We start from the raw sequence: 18304 nt of genomic DNA on the forward strand, positions 1-18304 counted from the left end.
GAGGCTCCTTGCCGGCGTTACTTGGCGTCGGCCTTGTGGCGCACGTCGTTTTCGTAGCGCTCCAGCAGGCGCGCGCGATTCTCGCCGGCCCAGCTGAAGTTGTAGTCGATCATCTTCACGTTGGAGAGGTCGATCTTGGCCTCAGGGTTCTTGTAGCCCGGCACGATCGGCCCGCGGAACGTTGCGCCGATGGCAGCCTGGCCCTTCTCGGTGAGCACCCAGTCGAGGAAGCTGGCGGCAGCCTTGGACTGCTCCTCAGGCGCGTTAGCGATGGCCGCTGCTGCATTCACCTCGAAGCCGGTTCCCTCTTCGGGAAAGGCGTAGCCGACCGTATAGCCCTGTGCCAATGCGGCCTCGATGTCCTGCGTATAGGCCATGGCAAGCGCGATCTCGTTGTTGGCGACCATGCGCGATGGCGCGACGCCGGAGCGCGTGTACTGAACCACGTTCTCGTCGATCGTCTTCATAAGCTCGAAGGCAGGCTCCTCGCCGAAAAGCTGCACCATCGAGGCGAGAGCCACATAGGCTGTTCCCGACGATGCTGGATGAGCCAGAGCGACGCTCTGCTTGAAGGCCGGATCGGCAAAGGATTTCCAGCTTGTCGGCGGCTTGGCACCGGTTTCATCGAGAACCGCCTGGCTGTAGGCAAAGACGATTGGCGAGAGGGAGATGGGGGTCCAGCGGCCGTCCTTGTCGGTGTAGCGCTGGTCAACTTTATCGATGCCGGCATTCTTGTGCGGTGCCAGCAGGCCCTCATTGGCGGCCTGGATGAAGTTGTCGGCAGCGCCTGCAAGCCAAAGCCCGGCCTGCGGATTGCTCTTTTCCGCCCGAATGCGGGCGAGGATTTCGCCGGCGCCGATGCGCACGAACTGCGCTTCGATGCCAGTATCGTCCTTGAACGCCTTCAGGACGGAGGCGCAATCGTCTTCCGACATCGGGCAATAGACGGTCATTCCGGCGGCTTGCGCACTGCCGGACGAGAAAACTGAGCATAGGGCAACAAGCGCTGAAGCCAGCGCGAAACGGCGTGACATATCGATTTCCTCCGAACGATCGCATCGGCCTCATCCGAGAGCCCTTCTTGGGCCCTCATGGTCTCACTCGCCGTGCGTGATCATCGTCATAATGAAGAAAGCTACATATGTCAAAAGGAATGTAGGTTAGCTACATTTGTCACCGGGCGACGAAGACGCGTCACAGATACTGTTCTCGGTGGGGCATCGTTCTGTGGCGCCAGAGTGTCGCCGAAACGCTTTCCGGCAAGGGCCCGCGATCCTATCGCAAGGCAGAAAGCGCCAGACCGATTGCGACGGCGAAAGTGAGTGCCGCAAACAGCAGGTTCAACGTGGATTGATACTTGCTGAAGCCATGGGCGGCGCGGCAACCCGTGAGCGCGCCAAGTGCTCCGCCGCCGATGAATGAAAAAGCGAGAGGCCAATCGACGAGGCCGGAGAATGTGTAGCTCGCCCCGGTGGTCAGGCCGAATGCGGAAATGGCCACCAGCGATGTGGCGATTGCGTTGATCGTCGGCATGCCTGTGGAAACCATCAGGCCCGGCACGATCAGGAAGCCGCCACCGATCCCGAAGAAGCCGGAGACGATGCCGGTCCCGGCGCCAAACGAGAGCACCTTCGGTGCGTTTCTGGGCGTGCAGCTCGACGCCGGATCACCGACCAGGTGTCGCCGTCTCAACATCGTCACGCTGACGACGGCCATGAGTGCCGCAAACAACAGCAGGAGCCTTTGGCCATCCAGGGCCTTGCCGAGCGTGGCGCCGATCCATGCGCCGCCGACGCCCGTGATGCAATAAAGGCTAGCACAGCGCCATTTGACCGTGCCGTGTCGCGCATGCATCGCCAGTCCCGACAGCGCGTTTGCCGCAACCGCGACGGCGCTGGTCCCGATTGCCACATGCACGTTGCTGACGCCGACGACCTGAACGAGCAGGGGGACGGCCAGAATCGAGCCACCGCCGCCAAACAATCCAAGGCTGAAACCGACGAGACCGCCGCACAATGCTGCCAACACGAACTGGGCAACGTCTAGCGTCATGGCCGACAGCTCCGTCGAGGGTGAGCCGACGATATCAGCGATGCACCCGGGCCGATGGAAAGCCCTGGTGCCGAGCATTGTCTTGAAGGGAAAGGCTTCAGGACCATGCCGCCCCTCGCAGCGCATCGATCGGGAATCTCAGGTAGCGCCGGCCGTTTTCCTCCGGCTCCGGAAGCCGGCCGCCGTTGATGTTGACCTGCAGGGCGTGGAGGATGAGCTTGGGCATCGGCAGCGTTCGATCCCGTCCCTCGCGGAACGCGACGAACTCGCTTTCGCAGGCATAGCGCGTCAGATGGATGTTGTCCGCCTTCTGCTGAGCGACGGTGCTTTCCCAGCGCGGTTCGCGGCCACCGGGCTGATAGTCATGACCGACGAAGATGCGGGTGTCGTCAGGCAGAGCCATGATATCGCGGATGCTTGCCCACAGCGCGTTGGCGCTGCCGCCGGGGAAGTCGGTGCGCGCAGTTCCGCTGTCCGGCATGAACACCGTGTCGTGCACGAAGGCGGCGTCACCGACGCGATAGGTGATCGACGCCAGCGTATGCCCCGGCGAGAACATCACTCCGGCCTCGAAAGTGCCGATCCGGAACGTGTCGCCGCGATCAAACAGCCGGTCCCATTGCGATCCATCCGTTTTCAGGCCTGGCCAGTTGTAAATGTCGGCCCAGAGTTTCTGCACATCGACGATATGCGCGCCGATGGCCGTGGGGGCGCCGGTCTTGGCCTTCAGATAGGCGGCGGCCGAAAAGTGGTCGGCATGCGGATGGGTATCCAGGATCCACTGGACTTTGAGGTTTTGCGCGCGGACAAAGTCGAGCAGCCGGTCGGCATTGCCAGTCGCTACCGCGCCGGACTTCTCGTCGAAGTCGAGCACGGGATCGATGATTGCGCAGGCCCGCGTTTTCGGATCGCTGACCACATATTGCACGGACCAGGTTCGCGGATCGAAGAAAGCCGCAATGTCGGGCCTCGTCATCGCTCACGCCCCCAGTGCAAGTGCGGCGCGCGGGAAGAAAATGGCGCGCGACGGATCGAAATCATAATGTTGCTCGTAGCTGGCCGCGTCGGCCGCAAGCTGGGTGACAGCCTCGAGGATGAACGCCACTTCCTCGTCCGAAAGCAGGACGCTGAAGTTCAGCCGTACAAAACCCGGCTTCAGCATTTCCTGTCCTGAAAGAATGGCCTCGCGCAGGCGCTGCGACTGGCCATCGTCAATTCCCAGGAGCCGGTGCACATAGGGTCCGGCGCAGGCGCAGCCGCCGCGTGCCTGGATGCCGAAGCGGTCGCTGAGCATGCGGGTTACCAGTTGCTGGTGAACATGGCCGCCCTTGCCGTCCCTGACGCGGAAGGAAAAGATTGGCAACCGCTCCGGTCCGAGAGGACCAAGTAGTTCCAGTCGCTCGTTGCCGCGCCATGCGGCGATTGCGCGGCGGGTCAAGTCCGCGTTTCTGGCCTGCATTGCCGCAGCCCCGATCGCTTCCTTGACGAGGAAGGCGAGTGCCGCGCGGATATCGCCGACGACGTTCGGGGTGCCGGCTTCCTCGCGCGCCTCGAGGCTTTGGCTGTAGTCATGGCCGGTCGGCGAAACGAACTTCACCGTGCCGCCGCCGGGCCAGGATGGTTTTGCCGTGACAGCCGCGTCGCGTCGCAGGATCAGGACACCCGACGTGCCCGGCCCGCCGATGAACTTGTGCGGCGAGACGACCACCGCGTCGATCCTGGCGTCGTCGTCGGGCGACATGTCGATCGGCAGGTAGGGGCCGGCGCCGGCATAGTCCCACACCATCTTTGCGCCCGCAGCCTTGGCGATCCGGGTGACGGCTGCAACGTCGGTGACGATGCCCGTGACATTGGAGGCGGCGGAGAAGGCGCAAATCGTGAGATCGGCCGGCTGTAGCAACGCGTCGCCGAGCGCGCTGAGATCTGGTCCACCCGCTGGACATTCGGCAATCTCGACCACTTCGGCGCCGCTTTCACGCCAGGGCAGAATGTTGGAATGATGTTCATAGGGTCCGATCAGGATGCGAACACGCCGCCCAGTGGCGACCGCCTCGGTGACCCCAAACAGGTTCACGAGCCGATTGATGCCGGCGGTGGCGCCGGAGCCGGCGAAAATTACGGCATGCTCGGGTCCGGCTCCGCAGCAACCGGCGATCACCGCGCGCGCGTCGCGACGCAGCCGGGTCATGAAGCCGCCGCAGTAGGACGCTTCGGTGTGGCTGTTGGCGTAGTAGGGCAGTACCTGCTCGAGAATGAATTGCTCGATCTGCATCAATGCCCGGCCGGAGGCGACATAGTCGGCATAGACGAGGTTCTTGACGCCGAAGGGACCCTCGATTTTGGCAGTCTTGCCGACCAGCCCCGCCCGCAGCGCCGAGATTGTATCGTCGCCGGCAAGGCTTTCCCGAAACGCATCGAGCGGGCCGCTCATGCGTGGCTGGCGTGTGCACGGCATCGTCATCGTTTCCTCCCGGGTCGGACAGACGATAAGTCTAATCGATCGGTTGCATGCAAACCTCATCATTCTTATGCTGGAACGAGTCGAATTCGGGTCATATGATCGGTAAAATGGAAAAGATTGACGATATTGATATGCGGATTCTGTCCTGTCTGCAAAAGGACGGCACGATCTCGCAGCGTGATCTGGCCGATCGAGTCGGCCTGTCGCAGAATGCCTGCTGGCGGCGCCTGCAGCGGCTGAACGCCAGCGGACTTGTGCTTGGCACTCACGCAGCGATCGACGTTGCAGCGCTCGGCTTCGACCTCACGGTGTTCGTGATGATCCGCACCCGCCACCATTCCAAGGAATGGGCCGACAGTTTCCGCACGCATGTCGAGCGGCTGCCCGAGGTAACGGACCTCTACCGGATCGGCGGCGACTGGGATTATCTGATCAAGGTGGTGACACGCGGAATGGCCGGCTATGACGCCTTCTATCAGAAGCTCATCACCGATATCGACCTGATGACGGTCACCGGCTTCTTCTCGATGGAAACCATCATCAGCAATCGCATGCCGGACCTGCGCGGTTTCGTGCGGTAGCGTTCCGCGACATTCCAGAGACGCCGATGCGCTTCAGTCCGATCGGCAGAAGCCGCATTCTCAATCGCTATCGGCCGCCACCGCCGCGGCAAGGAACGTGTCGAGGGCCGGATTCTGGTCTGCACTGCGCCAGGCAAGGCCGGTCTCGACCTCCGGCACGCGGCCTGCCAGAGGCAAATAGGTTGCGCCGCGCCGCTGAAGATTGGTCATGGTTTGGGGGACCAGAGCGACACCAAGCCCGGATGCGACCAGACCGACGATCGTCTGCATCTGGATGGCTTCCTGGTGGGTCGAGAATGCCATTCCGTGCTCGGCGAAGTATCCCGAGACGATGTCATGAAAGGCCGGTGCCGCCCGCCGCGGGAAGACGATAAAGGGTGCCTTGAAGAAATCGGCCGGCTCCAGACTGCTTGCGGCAAAGCCCTTTCGTCCCTGCTCGATCCAGGCCGTTGGCACCGCGGCGACCAGCGGTTCGCGCAAGAGCGGCCGGTAGGAAAGGGTCGGATGGAGGGACGCCCGGCTGGGCGCGATGATCAGGCCGACATCGATCTCCTCGTCGAGCAACGCCTCTATCTGGATATCGCTGGTCGCTTCGCGCATCGTCAATTCCACGTGCGGATAGGCCGCGCGATAGCGGCTGACCATGTCGGGCAGCACGCTGTAGTCGGCCGTGCTGACGAAGGACAGACGCAGAACCCCGATCTCGCCGCGCGACAGCCTTCTTGCGGTGCCGGCAAGACTGTTCGCGCCGTCCAGTACCTGGCGGACGTGGGCGAGCCATTGCCTGCCGACAGATGTCAGCTCCACGCTCCGCTTGGTGCGCTTGAAGAGCTGCACGTTCAGTTCCTTCTCCAAGGCCTGGATCGATTGGCTGAGCGGCGGCTGGGTCATGTTGAGGCGAGAGGCCGCACGGCCGAAATGCAGCTCTTCGGCGACGGCGACGAACTGGCGAAGCTGTCTCAAATCCATGATGTGATCCGATTGATATGCTCTGCGACTTATTCTGGCGTGAAAAGTATATTTCACAAGCTTCATGAACGCCAGTAAACTCCACCTCGAACCAAATGAGGGAGCATGCCATGGCCTACAACGAGCGATCGAAACACATCACGCAAGGCGTCGCACGGTCCCCCAACCGGGCGATGTATTATGCGCTGGGCTACAAGAAGGCCGACTTTTCCAAGCCGATGATCGGAATTGCCAACGGTCATTCGACGATCACGCCCTGCAATGCCGGGCTGCAACCGCTGGCCGACGCCGCGGTGGCTGCCATCAAGGCTGCCGGCGCCAATCCGCAGGTCTTCGGAACGCCGACGATCTCCGACGGCATGTCGATGGGCACCGAAGGGATGAAATATTCGCTTGTGTCGCGCGAAGTCATTGCCGACTGCGTCGAAACTTCGGTGCAGGGTCAGTGGATGGATGGCGTGCTCGTGCTCGGCGGCTGCGACAAGAACATGCCGGGCGGCATGATCGGCATCCTTCGGGCCAATGCTCCGGCGATCTACGTGTACGGCGGCACGATCAAGCCCGGTCATTGGAAGGGGCAGAGCCTTTCCGTCGTCTCCGCCTTCGAAGCCGTCGGCGCCTTCATGGCGGGCAAGATGAGCGAAGAGGATTTCGAGGGCATCGAACGCAATGCCTGTCCGTCGACCGGCTCCTGCGGCGGCATGTACACCGCCAATACCATGAGTTCGTCCTTCGAGGCGCTCGGAATGTCGCTGCTCTATTCCTCCAACATGGCCAACCCCGATCAGGAGAAGTTGGACAGCGCCGCTCAATCGGCCCATGTCCTGGTCGAAGCGGTCAAGAAGGGCATCAAGCCCCGGGACATCGTGACACGCAAGTCGATCGAAAATGCCGTCGCCCTGATCATGGCGACGGGTGGATCGACCAATGCGGTGCTGCACTACCTTGCCATCGCCCATGCGGCGGAGGTCGAGTGGACGCTCGACGACTTCGAGCGCGTTCGCCGCAACGTTCCGGTCCTTTGCGACCTCAAGCCGTCTGGCCGGTACATGGCCATCGATCTGCATCGGGCGGGCGGCGTGCCGCAGGTGTTGAAGATCCTTCTGAATGCGGGTCTTCTGCATGGCGACTGTCTGACGATCACGGGCAGGACGATCGGTGAAGAGCTTGCGGCCGTTCCGGACCAGCCACGGACGGACCAGGAGGTTATCCGGCCTTACGAAAGACCGATCTACCGCGAGGGCCACCTGGCGGTGCTGAAGGGAAACCTGGCCGAAGGCGGTGCCGTTGCCAAGATCAGCGGCTTGAAGAGCCCTGTCATGAGCGGGCCCGCGCGGGTCTTCGAGGACGAACAATCGGCGATGGACGCCATCCTGTCGGACCGCATCAGGCCGGGCGACATCCTCGTGCTTCGCTACCTCGGGCCGAAAGGCGGACCCGGAATGCCCGAAATGCTCGCGCCGACCTCGGCGATCATCGGCAGGGGGCTCGGCGACAGCGTGGGGCTCATCACCGACGGCCGCTTTTCGGGCGGCACTTGGGGCATGGTCGTCGGCCACGTCACGCCGGAAGCTTTCGAGGGCGGTACGATCGCGCTGGTGGAAGAGGGCGACCGCATCGTCATCGACGCCCATCAACAACTGCTGCAACTCGATGTCGACCCGGAAGAACTGGCACGGCGACGCGCCCTGTGGCGGCAGCCGGAACCCCGCTACAAACGCGGCGTACTGGCAAAGTTTGCAGCCCTGGCCCGACCGGCCAACGAGGGGGCGGTGACCGGGTGAAGCTACCGCAAACCGCCGCAATCCGACGCCGGGTTTGCGCAGGCTCAATGCTGTTGTCTCCACTGTGTGAAGCGGCATCGGTCATTTAGGCCGATGCTCCCAAACAAGACCTTTGGCCGCTTTGCCGCGACCTTCAAACGCAGCCACTATGTTCCCAATGTTCCCAGCCGGCGGCGCGCGGGCACAGCAGTTCCTATTCGTTAAAAGGCGGTTAACGATAGGCGAATGCGACTTTACGTATGTTTGAAATGAGGGGTTGGCCCCATCCTGCCCAATTGCTAGTTGTGCGCCGGGAAGCCCGCTGGTGATTCATGCGGGAGGGGTTAGATCTTGTCGCGTTTCGTTTGTGTTCTGTGGGCGTTGTTTGCACTTTTTGTTGTTGCGCTGGCCGCGCCGCAAGCCGCGATAGCGGCTCCTTCGGCTGGTTGCACGGCGATCAACTCGACCTGGGGCGCGGGTAAGACGCTCACGGCCGGAGCGGAGCTATGGGATGAGTCGCTGGTGATGAACGCCGGTGAAGTGATCACGTATCACGCGACAACTTCCGGTAGCTTGAATGCCGCCAATGATCGCTATAGCGGAGGGGGGTTCGCGCTTTACACGGAAGAAGGCTCCCCGCCAAACTACGGCGTTATCGTCGAAGAGTACGGAACATCGGTCAGCGAACTCGACCTGACCGGCACGCACACCGTGCCCGCCGGTGGCAAGTACGTAGTCTATGCCTGGAGTAACTTCAGTGGTGCTACGGCGCAGGCAACGGTCAGTTGCTCGTGGCCGCCGTCGGCGGATGCGACCTTGCAAAGCCTCGCGCTCAGCGCCGGCGCGCTGAATCCGGCTTTTACGTCGGGCGAGATGACCTATACGGCCTCTGTTCCCAACACGACGGTGTCGATGAAAGTGACACCCAAGGTCACGGACGCCGGGGCCACGATCACGGTCAACGGCGTGGCGGTTACGTCAGGGGACGCCTCCGGCTCGATCCCGCTGGACGTCGGCAAGAACACACTGACGACGGTGGTGACGGCCGAAGACGGCACGACGACGAAGACCTACGCGGTGGAGGTGACACGTGCGCGCTCGGCGAATGCCGACTTGTCAGCGCTGAGCTTAAGCGCAGGCACGCTGTCCCCGTCGTTTGCCTCTGGCACGACCGCCTATACGGCCTCGGTGCCGAATGCGACGACGTCACTGACTTTGACCCCGACGAACAGCGATGCGAATGCCACGGTCACAGTCAACGGCACGTCGGTTACATCAGGAGCCCCTTCCGGATTGATCGCGCTTGCCGTGGGCGACAATGTCGTAACGACCGTCGTCACCGCCCACGATGGCACGACCAAGGCCTATACCGTGACGGTGACCCGGGCGGCCTCTTCCAATTCCGACCTGTCCGACCTGAGCACGAGCGCCGGTACGCTCTCTCCCGCCTTCGCTTCCGCGACGACCGCCTACACCTCCTCGGTCGGCAATGCGACGGCATCGTTGACGGTGACGCCCACGGTCAGCGACACGACGGCAACGGTTACCGTCAACGGCGCCGTGGTCGCTTCCGGTTCGGCCTCCGGGCCAATCACGCTTGCAGTTGGCAACAACGTCGTGACGACTGTGGTCACCGCTCAGGATGGCACGACGAAGACCTACACGGCCACGATCGCGCGCGCGGCGTCAGCGAATGCGGATCTGTCGAGCCTCAGCCTAAGCGCTGGTACGCTCTCTCCTGCCTTTGCTTCCGGCACGACGACCTACACGTCCTCGGTGCCCAATGCGACGACGTCGCTGACGCTGACACCGGGGGCAAGCGACACGACGGCGTCGATCACGGTCAATGGCGTGGCTGTCGCTTCGGGCGCTGCCTCGGGCCCGATCGCGCTTGCCGTCGGCGACAATGTCGTGACGACGGTCGTTACCGCGCAGGATGGTACGACAGTGAACAGCTACACGGTGACCGTGACCCGTGCCGCATCGTCGAATGCCGACCTGTCCGGCCTTTCGCTGTCTGCAGGCACGCTGTCGCCGGCGTTCGCTTCCGGCACGACCAGCTATACGGCTTCCGTTTTGAATACGACAACGTCGCTGACGGTCACGCCAACGGTCAGCGATACGACCGCAACGATCACGGTTAACGGCGTGACGGTAACGTCAGGCGCCGCCTCCGGTTCGGTCACGCTTGCGGTCGGAGCGAATGCCCTGACGACCGTCGTGACGGCAGAGGACGGCACGACGAACACCTACACGGTGACAGTGACGCGCGCGCCGTCGACCAATGCAGCCCTGTCCGGCCTGTCGCTCAGCAGCGGTACGCTGTCGCCGGCGTTTGCGACGGGCACATTGGCCTACACGGCCTCAGTGCCCAATGCCGCTGCCTCCTTGACGCTGACGCCGGTCGCAAGCGATCCGACAGCGTCCATCACCGTCAACGGGGTTTCCGTGGCGTCGGGTGCGGCATCGGCCTCGGTCACGCTTTCAGTCGGCAGCAATGTCATCACGACGGTGGTGACGGCTCAGGATGGCACGACGCAGACGAGCTATACGCTGACGGTCACCCGCGCAGCTTCGACGAACTCCGAGCTGTCGGGCTTGAGCCTGAGCAACGGCACGCTGTCGCCGGCTTTCGCATCCGGCACGACGTCCTACACGGCTTCGGTTTCCAACTCCACGACGTCGCTGGCGGTGACGCCGCAGACAAGCGACGCAACGGCAACGGTAACGGTCAACGGCGTGGCCGTCGCTTCGGGTGCCGCTTCCGGAGCGATCGCGCTTTCGGTCGGTTCCAACACGGTGACGACGGTGGTCACCGCTGAGGATGGCACGACGCAGACGAGCTACACGGTTATCGTGACCCGTGCCCTTTCGGCTTCGAGCGATGCCAGCCTCTCGGGCCTGTCGTTGAGCAGCGGCTCGCTGTCGCCGGCGTTTTCGGCGGGCTCTACGTCCTACACCGCTTCGGTTTCCAATGCGACGACGTCGCTGACGGTGACACCTGTCGTCAGCGATGCGGTGGCGACAGTCACCGTCAACGGGGTGGCGGTCGCGTCTGGTGCGGCCTCCGGTCCGATTTCGCTCGCCGTCGGTTCGAACACGGTGACCACGGCCGTGACGGCTGAGGATGGCTCCGTGAACACCTATACGATCATGGTCACCCGGGCAGCACCTGCCGCCACATTCACATTCACGCCGGCGGCGGGGGCCCTTCCGCAGGCCATGGCCGGTGAAAAATATGCCCAGCCGATATCGGCGACCGGCGGCAACGGCGCACTGCTGTATGCCGTCAGTGGCGGCACCCTGCCCAAGGGCATGGTCCTCAACGTTTCGACAGGCGAATTGACCGGGCCGCTCAGCGAAGATGCCGAAGTCACGGACTACAGCTTCACGCTTTCCGTCACCGATGCCGCCGGCAGCTCTGCGAGCGCCGCCTATACGCTGAAGGTCGTAGCTCGCGAGGTCAGTGCCCCCGACCAGACCGTCAACGTTCCCGCTGGCTCATCACCACCAAACGTCTATCTGAACGGCGGTGCGACGGGCGGACCGTTCAGCGATGCCCAGGTCCTGACCGTGACGCCGGCCAACGCCGGCAAGGCGGAGATCATCGAGGGTGAGCTCGCCCAGGTCGGTGCATTCGCGCCCGTCGGCTATTACCTCAAGTTTACACCGGACCCCGCTTTTTCGGGCCAGGTCAAGATCGCGTACCAGCTGACGGCCGCCGCCGGCGCCTCCAATGTCGGCGTGATCACTTACAATTTAAGTTTCGATGCGGATGCTGTCGTCGGCGAGATCGATAGCCTCGTGCGCGGCTTTGTTCAGGCCCGGCAGAATCTGCTGGCGTCGAGCATCCAGGTGCCTGGGTTGCTCGATCGGCGCCGGATGCTGAGCGCAACCGATCCGGTGACAATGCGCGTGTCGCCTTCGAGGGATGGGGTCGGCATGAGTTTTGCCACCAGCCTGGCGCAGCTCGAAGCGGCGAGAAATGCGGCAGATGGCATCGAGGGCGGCGAAGTCTCGCCGCTGAACGTCTGGCTCGATGCCACGATGATGCTCCACAACCGCGAACAGAATGACGATCGCTGGGGCGGCTTCGGCCTGTTTTCGGCGGGCGTCGATTATCTCCTCAACGAAAAGGCGTTGATCGGCTTCTCGTTCCATATCGATCATATGACCGATCCGACGAAGGACGACGCCGAGATCCGCGGTACCGGTTGGCTCGCCGGCCCATATACCTCGCTCGAGCTCATGCAGGGCATCTTCTTCAATACCAGCCTTCTCTATGGCGGCTCCGACAACGACATCGACACGGCCTTCTTCGATGGCTCTTTCGATAGCAGTCGCTGGCTGTGGGACAGCTCCATTACCGGCCAATGGGACCTGGATGAGGATACGATCCTCACGCCCAAGCTGCGCGCCGTCTATCTGAATGAGGATGTCGATGACTACGGTGTCCGGAATGACGCCGGCGGCGAGCTTGGTCTGGAGGGGTTTGCCCTCGAACAGTTCCGGGTGAGCCTTGGGGCGGAGATCGAGCGACAGTTTACGATGGAGAACGACGTGACGCTCAAGCCGCGGGTCGGTGCCGCGGCCGGCTATTCCGGTCTCGATGGCAGCGGCATGTTCGGCTCGGTGCTGGCGGGCGTGTCGCTGCAGGCAAACGAGGCCTGGGTCATCGACGCAATGCTGCGCGCCACCGTCGAAGGGGATGGCGAAGCCTATGTCGGCGCCCGCGTCGGGGTCGGTGGTCGGTTCTAGAGCGCCGAGCGTTCAGAAGAGCGCACCAAGGAGCTCCTGCATTGCCCGTCACCGCGGGGTTTGATCGGCCGATTTTTTTTCAGCCGCTGTCGTCAAGGCAGCGGCTGTTTGATTGATAGAGGGTATGGAGGAATGTTCGGCGATTCCGAAATCCGGCGCTCCTCGATCGCCCATCGTCAAGGTGCGTGCGGCGACTGTTCAATCGCGCATTGATCAACTGGATCTGCTTGCGCCCAACGCGTGCAACGCCGTTCGAAAGAGGCCTTCATACCCTCAATTTGCACTGGACACACAGCTTTAACTTGACTAGCAAACTCATGAAATTGCCACAGGGTCGTCGGCGCTCGGGTCACCCGCCCGCCGGCGGGCCAGTCAAGGGAGTGATCCATGTCCAGCCGTCTCAAGGCCTTCTCCGCATTGGTCGTGTCGTTGTCGCTCTTTCTGCCGGCGACATCGCAGGCAGAAAGCGCGTTTGTCGATCACAGAGGAAAGACGATCACGTTTGCCAAGCCCCCGGAACGGGTCGTCACCATCGTCCGCTCCGCACCGATCATCTATCGCGCCGTCGATGCAAAGGCGGACAACATCGCCGGCATGAACAAGGATAGCCTGGTGCGCTATTTCACCAAGGGCATTTACGCCGACATGCTGCCGGAGATGGCGAAGATCAACGCCGGTGCCGCTCAGGACGGCTTCGTGCCGAATGTCGAGGCGATCCTCGCCCAGAAGCCGGACGCGGTGATCCAGTGGACCCATGACGAAAAGCTGATCGAGCCGCTGGAGCGCGTGGGGCTCACCGTCGTCGGCTGGCAGTGCTGCTCGGAGCAGGACCGGCTCGACTATGTCAGCTTGACCGGCTACATGACCGGCCGCAACGACCGCGCCCAGGCGATCCTGAAGGCGCAGTCGGATATCCTGAAGGAGCTCGACGGCAAGGTCGCCAAGCTCGACAAGGCCAAGCTTCCTTCGGTGCTGCACATCGACAAGGTGGCCGACCAGATCCAGGTCATCGCCAACGGCTCGCAGGACCTGTCGCTGAGCGGCGTTACCAACCCGGCGGCCGACGGCACCGGCGAATGGTGGCGCACGGTCGATTTCGAGCAGTTGCTCGTCTGGAACCCGGATATCATCATCATCCCGGCCTATGCCGACGACCTCAATCCCAAGGATTTCTTCGACAATCCGGTGCTGGCGAGCCTCAAGGCGGTCAAGGACAAGCGCGTCTACAAGCAGCCGGTCTTCGCCCGCACGCCCGATGCACCGGAAATCTTCCTGACGTCGGAATGGCTGGCAGCGATTGCCCATGGTCCCGATTTCGCGCCTGATTTCAAGAAGCAGATCGGCGATACCTACAAGCTGATTTACGGCGCCGCCCTTTCGGACGAGCAGGTGAAGAAGATCCTCGAATCCGAGCGCAACGCGCCGGCGACCCAATATGCCGAACTCTTCGACTGAGGCACCATCAACGGGCTGGGTCGGCCGGAAACTGGCTTCGGTTTCCGTCCTCCCGGCGCTGATTGCGCTGCTGGTCGCAGTCGTCCTCTATTCGATAACGATCGGGCGCTACGACCTGTCGGTGCGCGATGTCGCCTACATCCTGATCGATAACCTCCACCCGCTGGTCACGCCCTATTGGGATCCGGTGCAGGAAGTCGTCGTCGAGCAGGTTCGCCTGCCGCGCATCATGGCGGCCGTTATCGTCGGCTTCGGGCTTGCGGTTTCGGGCGCAGCACTGCAGGGACTGTTCCGCAATCCGCTGGTCGATCCCGGCATCATCGGCGTCACGTCCGGTGCCGGTTTCGGCGGGACGCTGGCAATCCTTATCGGCTTGCAGGGCTATCTGCTGCTGGGCATGGCATTTCTCTTCGGTGTCGGCAGCGTCTTTCTGGTCAAGCTGCTGGCGACCGTTCGTGGGCGCACAAGCATGCTGACGCTGGTTCTGGCCGGCGTGGTCATATCGGCGTTCTTTTCGGCGGCAATTTCCATCGCCAAGCTGCTCGCGGATCCCTTTCAGAAACTGCCGGCGATCACCTACTGGCTGATGGGCAGCATCGCGTCGAGCAACTACCTAGATGTTCTGCTGGTCTCAGCGGCTGTCGTGCCTTCCGCCGTCGCGATCTACCTCTTGCGCTTCCAGATCAACATCATGTCGCTCGGCGAGGAGAAGGCGCGCGCGCTCGGCACCAAGGTCGTGCTGGTGCAGTGGATCATCCTTTTGGCTTCGGCGCTGATTTCGGCGGGGGTGGTCGCAACCTCGGGCATCATCGGCTGGGTCGGCCTCGTCATTCCCCACGTTGCCCGCGCTCTGGTCGGCGCCGATCATCAACGGCTGCTGCCTGTCTCTGGCGTTATGGGCGCGATCTATCTGCTGATGGTCGACAATCTCGCGCGCACGGTGACGACGGCAGAAATCCCGCTCGGCATCATTACCGCGCTGATCGGCGTGCCGGTCTTCGCGGTGATCCTGCGGCGCCTGCACGCAAAGGGAGGCTGGTCCAGTGATTGAGGCAAGCGATCTCACCGTCGAACGCGGTGGCAAGACCATCCTCAGGAACTACAGCCTGCGGCTTGCGCGCGGGCGGACGCTCGCCGTTCTCGGCGCCAATGGCGTCGGCAAGACGACGCTGATCAACACGCTGATTGGCCTGATCAAGCCCAGGTCCGGCCTATTGTCGATCGGCGGACAGGTGGGCTTCGTGCCGCAACTGTTTGAAGTGCCGTTCGCCTATTCCGCGCTCGATATCGCGCTGATGGGAAGAGCCCGCCATCTCGGCCTGTTCGGTGCGCCCGGCAAAAGGGATTATGAGATCGTCCGGCACTATTTCCACATGCTCGGCATCGAACATTTCGAACCGCAGGTGTTCAATTCCTTGAGCGGCGGCCAGCGTCAGCTGGTGATGATCGCCCAGGCGCTGGCATCGGAATGCGAGCTGCTGGTGCTCGACGAGCCCTGCGCGGCCCTCGACTACAAGAACCAGGACAAGGTTCTGGGGCTGCTTGAGCACCTCAGGGAGACGCACGACATGACGATCGTCTTTTCCACCCACATGCCGCAGCACGCGGTCGAAATTGCCAGCGACGTGCTGTTGATGACCAGCGGTAACAGCTATGTCTGCGGCCCGACCGCGGACGCGCTCAGCGCCGAAAACCTGAGCGCCCTTTACGACCTGCCGATCGCGCGTGCGGATTTCGACGGGTTATCCAAACACACCTATGCGCCGGTGTTCCGGCATGATGGAGCCAATTTCGATGGCTGACACGAGACGTGGCAAAGGCATCGCCTATATCCACTGGGGCAACAGCTGGCAGCTGCGCAGCTTCCAGGATTTCCGCCACTATCTCGACGACCTCATCTATATCCACGACTTGCCCAAGGTCGACCTGTCGGCCTATGCGGCGGTGGTCATGCCGGATGCGATGGACGCGGCAGCGCCGATGGCGCATGCTCGGCAACTGAACGCCTACATGCATGGCGGCGGTTTTCTCGTCGTCTGCCTGCAGGGCCACGCCGCCTGGCTCGATGTCCCCGGCCTGGAATGGACGCCCGGCAACTGCCGTGATTGGCTGTGGTGGACCAAGGGCGAAAGGCTGGAAGTCAGTCTCTCCGCGCCGCATCACCCGATTACCGAAAGCCTGCCGCTTTCGCATATGAGCTGGCATTGGGGCGGCTCCTATAACGTGCCCGAGGGCGCGCGCTCGATCCTCGAGATCGACGACGGCGGCGGCAGCCTGTTCCTCGACTTTCCGTCGCTTTCGGGCGGCGGACGGCTGCTGCTGGCAACGCTCGACCCGCATTCGCACAACGGCCAGCGCTTCATGCCGGCGACGACACGCTTCCTGCAATCTTTCTATCCCTGGCTGAACCGGGAACTCGGGATCGAACGACCACAGAGAAACCGTTTCACCTATCTGCAATGCTCGCACGTCCCGTCGGAATGGCATCCAGAATGGATCGAGCAAAGCCTGAAACAGGCGGGCTTCGAGCCGCTGTTCGCTCCGCTTTACGAGCTCGGGCCCGAACTGCTGAGCAAGACGGACACGCTTTACATCCCGAGCAGCCACGACGAGTTCTTCCTGAAGAGCCGGTCCGACGATCTCATCGCCTTTCTCGAGAGCGGTGGAAACCTGGTCATCTGCGCCGAACCATGCCAGCCATGGCTGCCCTTCATGGCGCCGTTCCACGCGGTTTCGCCGCGGCCGTTCAGCAACATCAAGGTTCGGGTGCGCAACGACCGCTTCGGGATCTTCTCCGACCTTGGAGACGGTTTCGATGGCTGGCAGGGCATTTTCGGCCAGTATGCGCGCGGTTGGACAGATCCGCCCCCCGGGGCGATCTGGCTGACCGATGTCGGCCCCGAGAGCGATCCGAAACCGGCCGACTGGATCTGGCAATATCCCACGCCGACGGCACGCGGCGGATACGTCTTCATGCACAACGGCGACAACATGACCCGCTATCCGGACCATGGTCCGAACAAGGAGGCGCTCGTCGCCAACATCGCCGTCGCGCTCAGAAAGCTCTCTGTCGGCGAACTGCTGTTCTAGCGGGAGTGGGCTTAGGTCCTATTCCGACTTTCGACCTTGGGCGGCGTGAGGCGGCGGGCTTGCTGCGTGCGATGCCGTTATGGCGCTGTTTCGCCGCTCGACAGGCTGGTTGTGTCCCGTTACATCGCTTGCCATGCAATTTCGCTTCGACCGCACCGCATCCTTGTTTTCCGTCCTGCTATTCGCCGTCCTCGTCCTGCTTGCGACGCATGGTGCCGGCTCGGGGTGGGTTCGCGGCTTTTCCGGGGATGTCCTGGCGGTGATGTGGGTTTACTGCATGCTCGCATCGGTGCTGCAGACGCGACCGTCACTGCTTGCCGGTGTCGCCTTCCTGCTGGGCGTGGCGATTGAACTTGCACAGTATCTGGCGGCTACGTTTGGACTTCGCATTTCCAATCGGATCCTGCGGATCGTCGTCGGCGCTACCCCGGACTGGTGGGATGTGCTCGCCTATGGGCTGGGTGCCGTCATCGTGCTCGGGCTGGCGACGCGCGGCCGTTTCTGGCAGCGCCGCTCCATCGTGGCCACCAAACTCTGATCAAGCAGGTTCGTCGACCGAAGCGCGAGCTGGCGAAACCAGTTCCATTGCGCCCGCAACCAGACGTGCAACATGTGCCGCATCTGGCGCCTCGCCAAAGAGGATACGGTACATGATGGGCGAGACGACGCGGTCCATGATTGAGTCGACGTCCGGAAACCCTTCGCCACGAAGCTGCGCTCGCGCGGCAATCACCTCAATCTGCTGCCTGGTGAAGTTGCAACACTGATAGGCGCCGCTGCCATCCTGGGACGCCAACACATCGCGTATCATCTCGCGCCCCGGCTTTGACGACATTTCCTCGGCATATTGTTCCGCCCAGGCCAGAAGGTCGTTGCCGCCATTTCCGGTATCGATCGGTACCATGTCGGGCTTCAGGCGTTCGACCGCGACATCGGCCAGCAATTCCTGGATGTCGCCCCACCGGCGATAGATGGTCGAGGGCGTCACGCCCGCCTCCGCCGCGATCGCCGGAATGGTGATTGCGGCGCGCTCCATCCTTGTCATCAGCGCTTGCACGGCTGCGTGCACCGATGCCTGCACTCTGGCGCTGCGCCCGCCCGGGCGTGGACCTTCCCTGCCTGCCATTTTCAACGTGTCCTTCCCCGTTGCGCATGGATCAGAAACTTTCACTGCT

14 protein-coding genes are annotated in these 18304 nt (G+C 62.7%); 8 read left to right on the forward strand and 6 right to left on the reverse strand.

Annotated features, from left to right (window positions below; translation table 11 throughout):
• Positions 1–17 precede the first annotated feature (17 nt).
• From LPJGGPFB_RS17815 to LPJGGPFB_RS17830, 4 genes are all read right to left on the reverse strand, one after another.
• Positions 18–1034 (reverse strand): ABC transporter substrate-binding protein, encoded by a 1017-nt coding sequence (locus LPJGGPFB_RS17815; protein ID WP_173421294.1) that lies wholly within the window; start codon positions 1032–1034, stop codon positions 18–20.
• A gap of 241 nt (positions 1035–1275) precedes the next feature.
• On the reverse strand, positions 1276–2052 hold the full coding sequence (locus LPJGGPFB_RS17820; protein ID WP_173421295.1) for a sulfite exporter TauE/SafE family protein: 777 nt from the start codon (positions 2050–2052) through the stop codon (positions 1276–1278).
• 97 nt (positions 2053–2149) lie between these two features.
• Positions 2150–3028: an MBL fold metallo-hydrolase gene (locus LPJGGPFB_RS17825; RefSeq protein ID WP_173421296.1), complete on the reverse strand. Its 879-nt coding sequence runs from the start codon at positions 3026–3028 to the stop codon at positions 2150–2152.
• Positions 3029–3031: 3 nt separating this feature from the next.
• Positions 3032–4513, reverse strand: a complete 1482-nt coding sequence (locus LPJGGPFB_RS17830) for an aminotransferase class V-fold PLP-dependent enzyme (RefSeq protein WP_427858276.1) — start codon at positions 4511–4513, stop codon at positions 3032–3034.
• Between the two features lie 95 nt (positions 4514–4608).
• Here LPJGGPFB_RS17830 and LPJGGPFB_RS17835 point away from each other — a divergent pair, with 95 nt between their 5' ends.
• A complete protein-coding gene (locus tag LPJGGPFB_RS17835; RefSeq protein WP_173421297.1) occupies positions 4609–5094 on the forward strand; it encodes an Lrp/AsnC family transcriptional regulator in 486 nt (161 codons plus the stop codon).
• Positions 5095–5154: 60 nt separating this feature from the next.
• Here LPJGGPFB_RS17835 and LPJGGPFB_RS17840 read toward each other — a convergent pair whose 3' ends face one another.
• On the reverse strand, positions 5155–6063 hold the full coding sequence (locus LPJGGPFB_RS17840; protein ID WP_173421298.1) for a LysR family transcriptional regulator: 909 nt from the start codon (positions 6061–6063) through the stop codon (positions 5155–5157).
• 110 nt (positions 6064–6173) lie between these two features.
• Here LPJGGPFB_RS17840 and ilvD point away from each other — a divergent pair, with 110 nt between their 5' ends.
• From ilvD to LPJGGPFB_RS17875, 7 genes are all read left to right on the forward strand, one after another.
• A complete protein-coding gene (gene ilvD, locus LPJGGPFB_RS17845; protein WP_173421299.1) occupies positions 6174–7847 on the forward strand; it encodes a dihydroxy-acid dehydratase in 1674 nt (557 codons plus the stop codon).
• A gap of 330 nt (positions 7848–8177) precedes the next feature.
• Positions 8178–12584, forward strand: a complete 4407-nt coding sequence (locus tag LPJGGPFB_RS17850; RefSeq protein WP_173421300.1) for a cadherin-like beta sandwich domain-containing protein — start codon at positions 8178–8180, stop codon at positions 12582–12584.
• 387 nt (positions 12585–12971) lie between these two features.
• On the forward strand, positions 12972–14039 hold the full coding sequence (locus LPJGGPFB_RS17855) for an ABC transporter substrate-binding protein (protein WP_173421301.1): 1068 nt from the start codon (positions 12972–12974) through the stop codon (positions 14037–14039).
• Positions 14020–15090: a FecCD family ABC transporter permease gene (locus tag LPJGGPFB_RS17860; protein WP_210264518.1), complete on the forward strand. Its 1071-nt coding sequence runs from the start codon at positions 14020–14022 to the stop codon at positions 15088–15090. The genes LPJGGPFB_RS17855 and LPJGGPFB_RS17860 overlap by 20 nt, the downstream gene beginning before the upstream one ends.
• Entirely contained in the window at positions 15083–15841 is a 759-nt protein-coding gene (locus LPJGGPFB_RS17865; protein WP_173421302.1) for an ATP-binding cassette domain-containing protein, read from the forward strand. Before LPJGGPFB_RS17860 ends, LPJGGPFB_RS17865 begins: the two co-directional genes overlap by 8 nt.
• Positions 15834–17129 carry a hypothetical protein gene (locus LPJGGPFB_RS17870; protein WP_173421303.1) on the forward strand — a complete coding sequence of 432 codons (1296 nt, stop codon included), beginning with the start codon at positions 15834–15836 and terminating at the stop codon, positions 17127–17129. Before LPJGGPFB_RS17865 ends, LPJGGPFB_RS17870 begins: the two co-directional genes overlap by 8 nt.
• Positions 17130–17208: 79 nt before the next feature.
• Positions 17209–17667: a ribosomal maturation YjgA family protein gene (locus LPJGGPFB_RS17875; protein WP_234902927.1), complete on the forward strand. Its 459-nt coding sequence runs from the start codon at positions 17209–17211 to the stop codon at positions 17665–17667.
• Here LPJGGPFB_RS17875 and LPJGGPFB_RS17880 read toward each other — a convergent pair whose 3' ends face one another.
• Positions 17668–18255, reverse strand: coding sequence for a TetR-like C-terminal domain-containing protein (locus LPJGGPFB_RS17880; protein WP_173421304.1), 588 nt, complete (start codon positions 18253–18255; stop codon positions 17668–17670).
• Positions 18256–18304: the final 49 nt, after the last annotated feature.

Origin of the sequence: Ensifer adhaerens (genome assembly GCF_013283195.1) — a bacterium.
Classification (GTDB): Bacteria; Pseudomonadota; Alphaproteobacteria; order Rhizobiales; family Rhizobiaceae; genus Ensifer; species Ensifer adhaerens_G.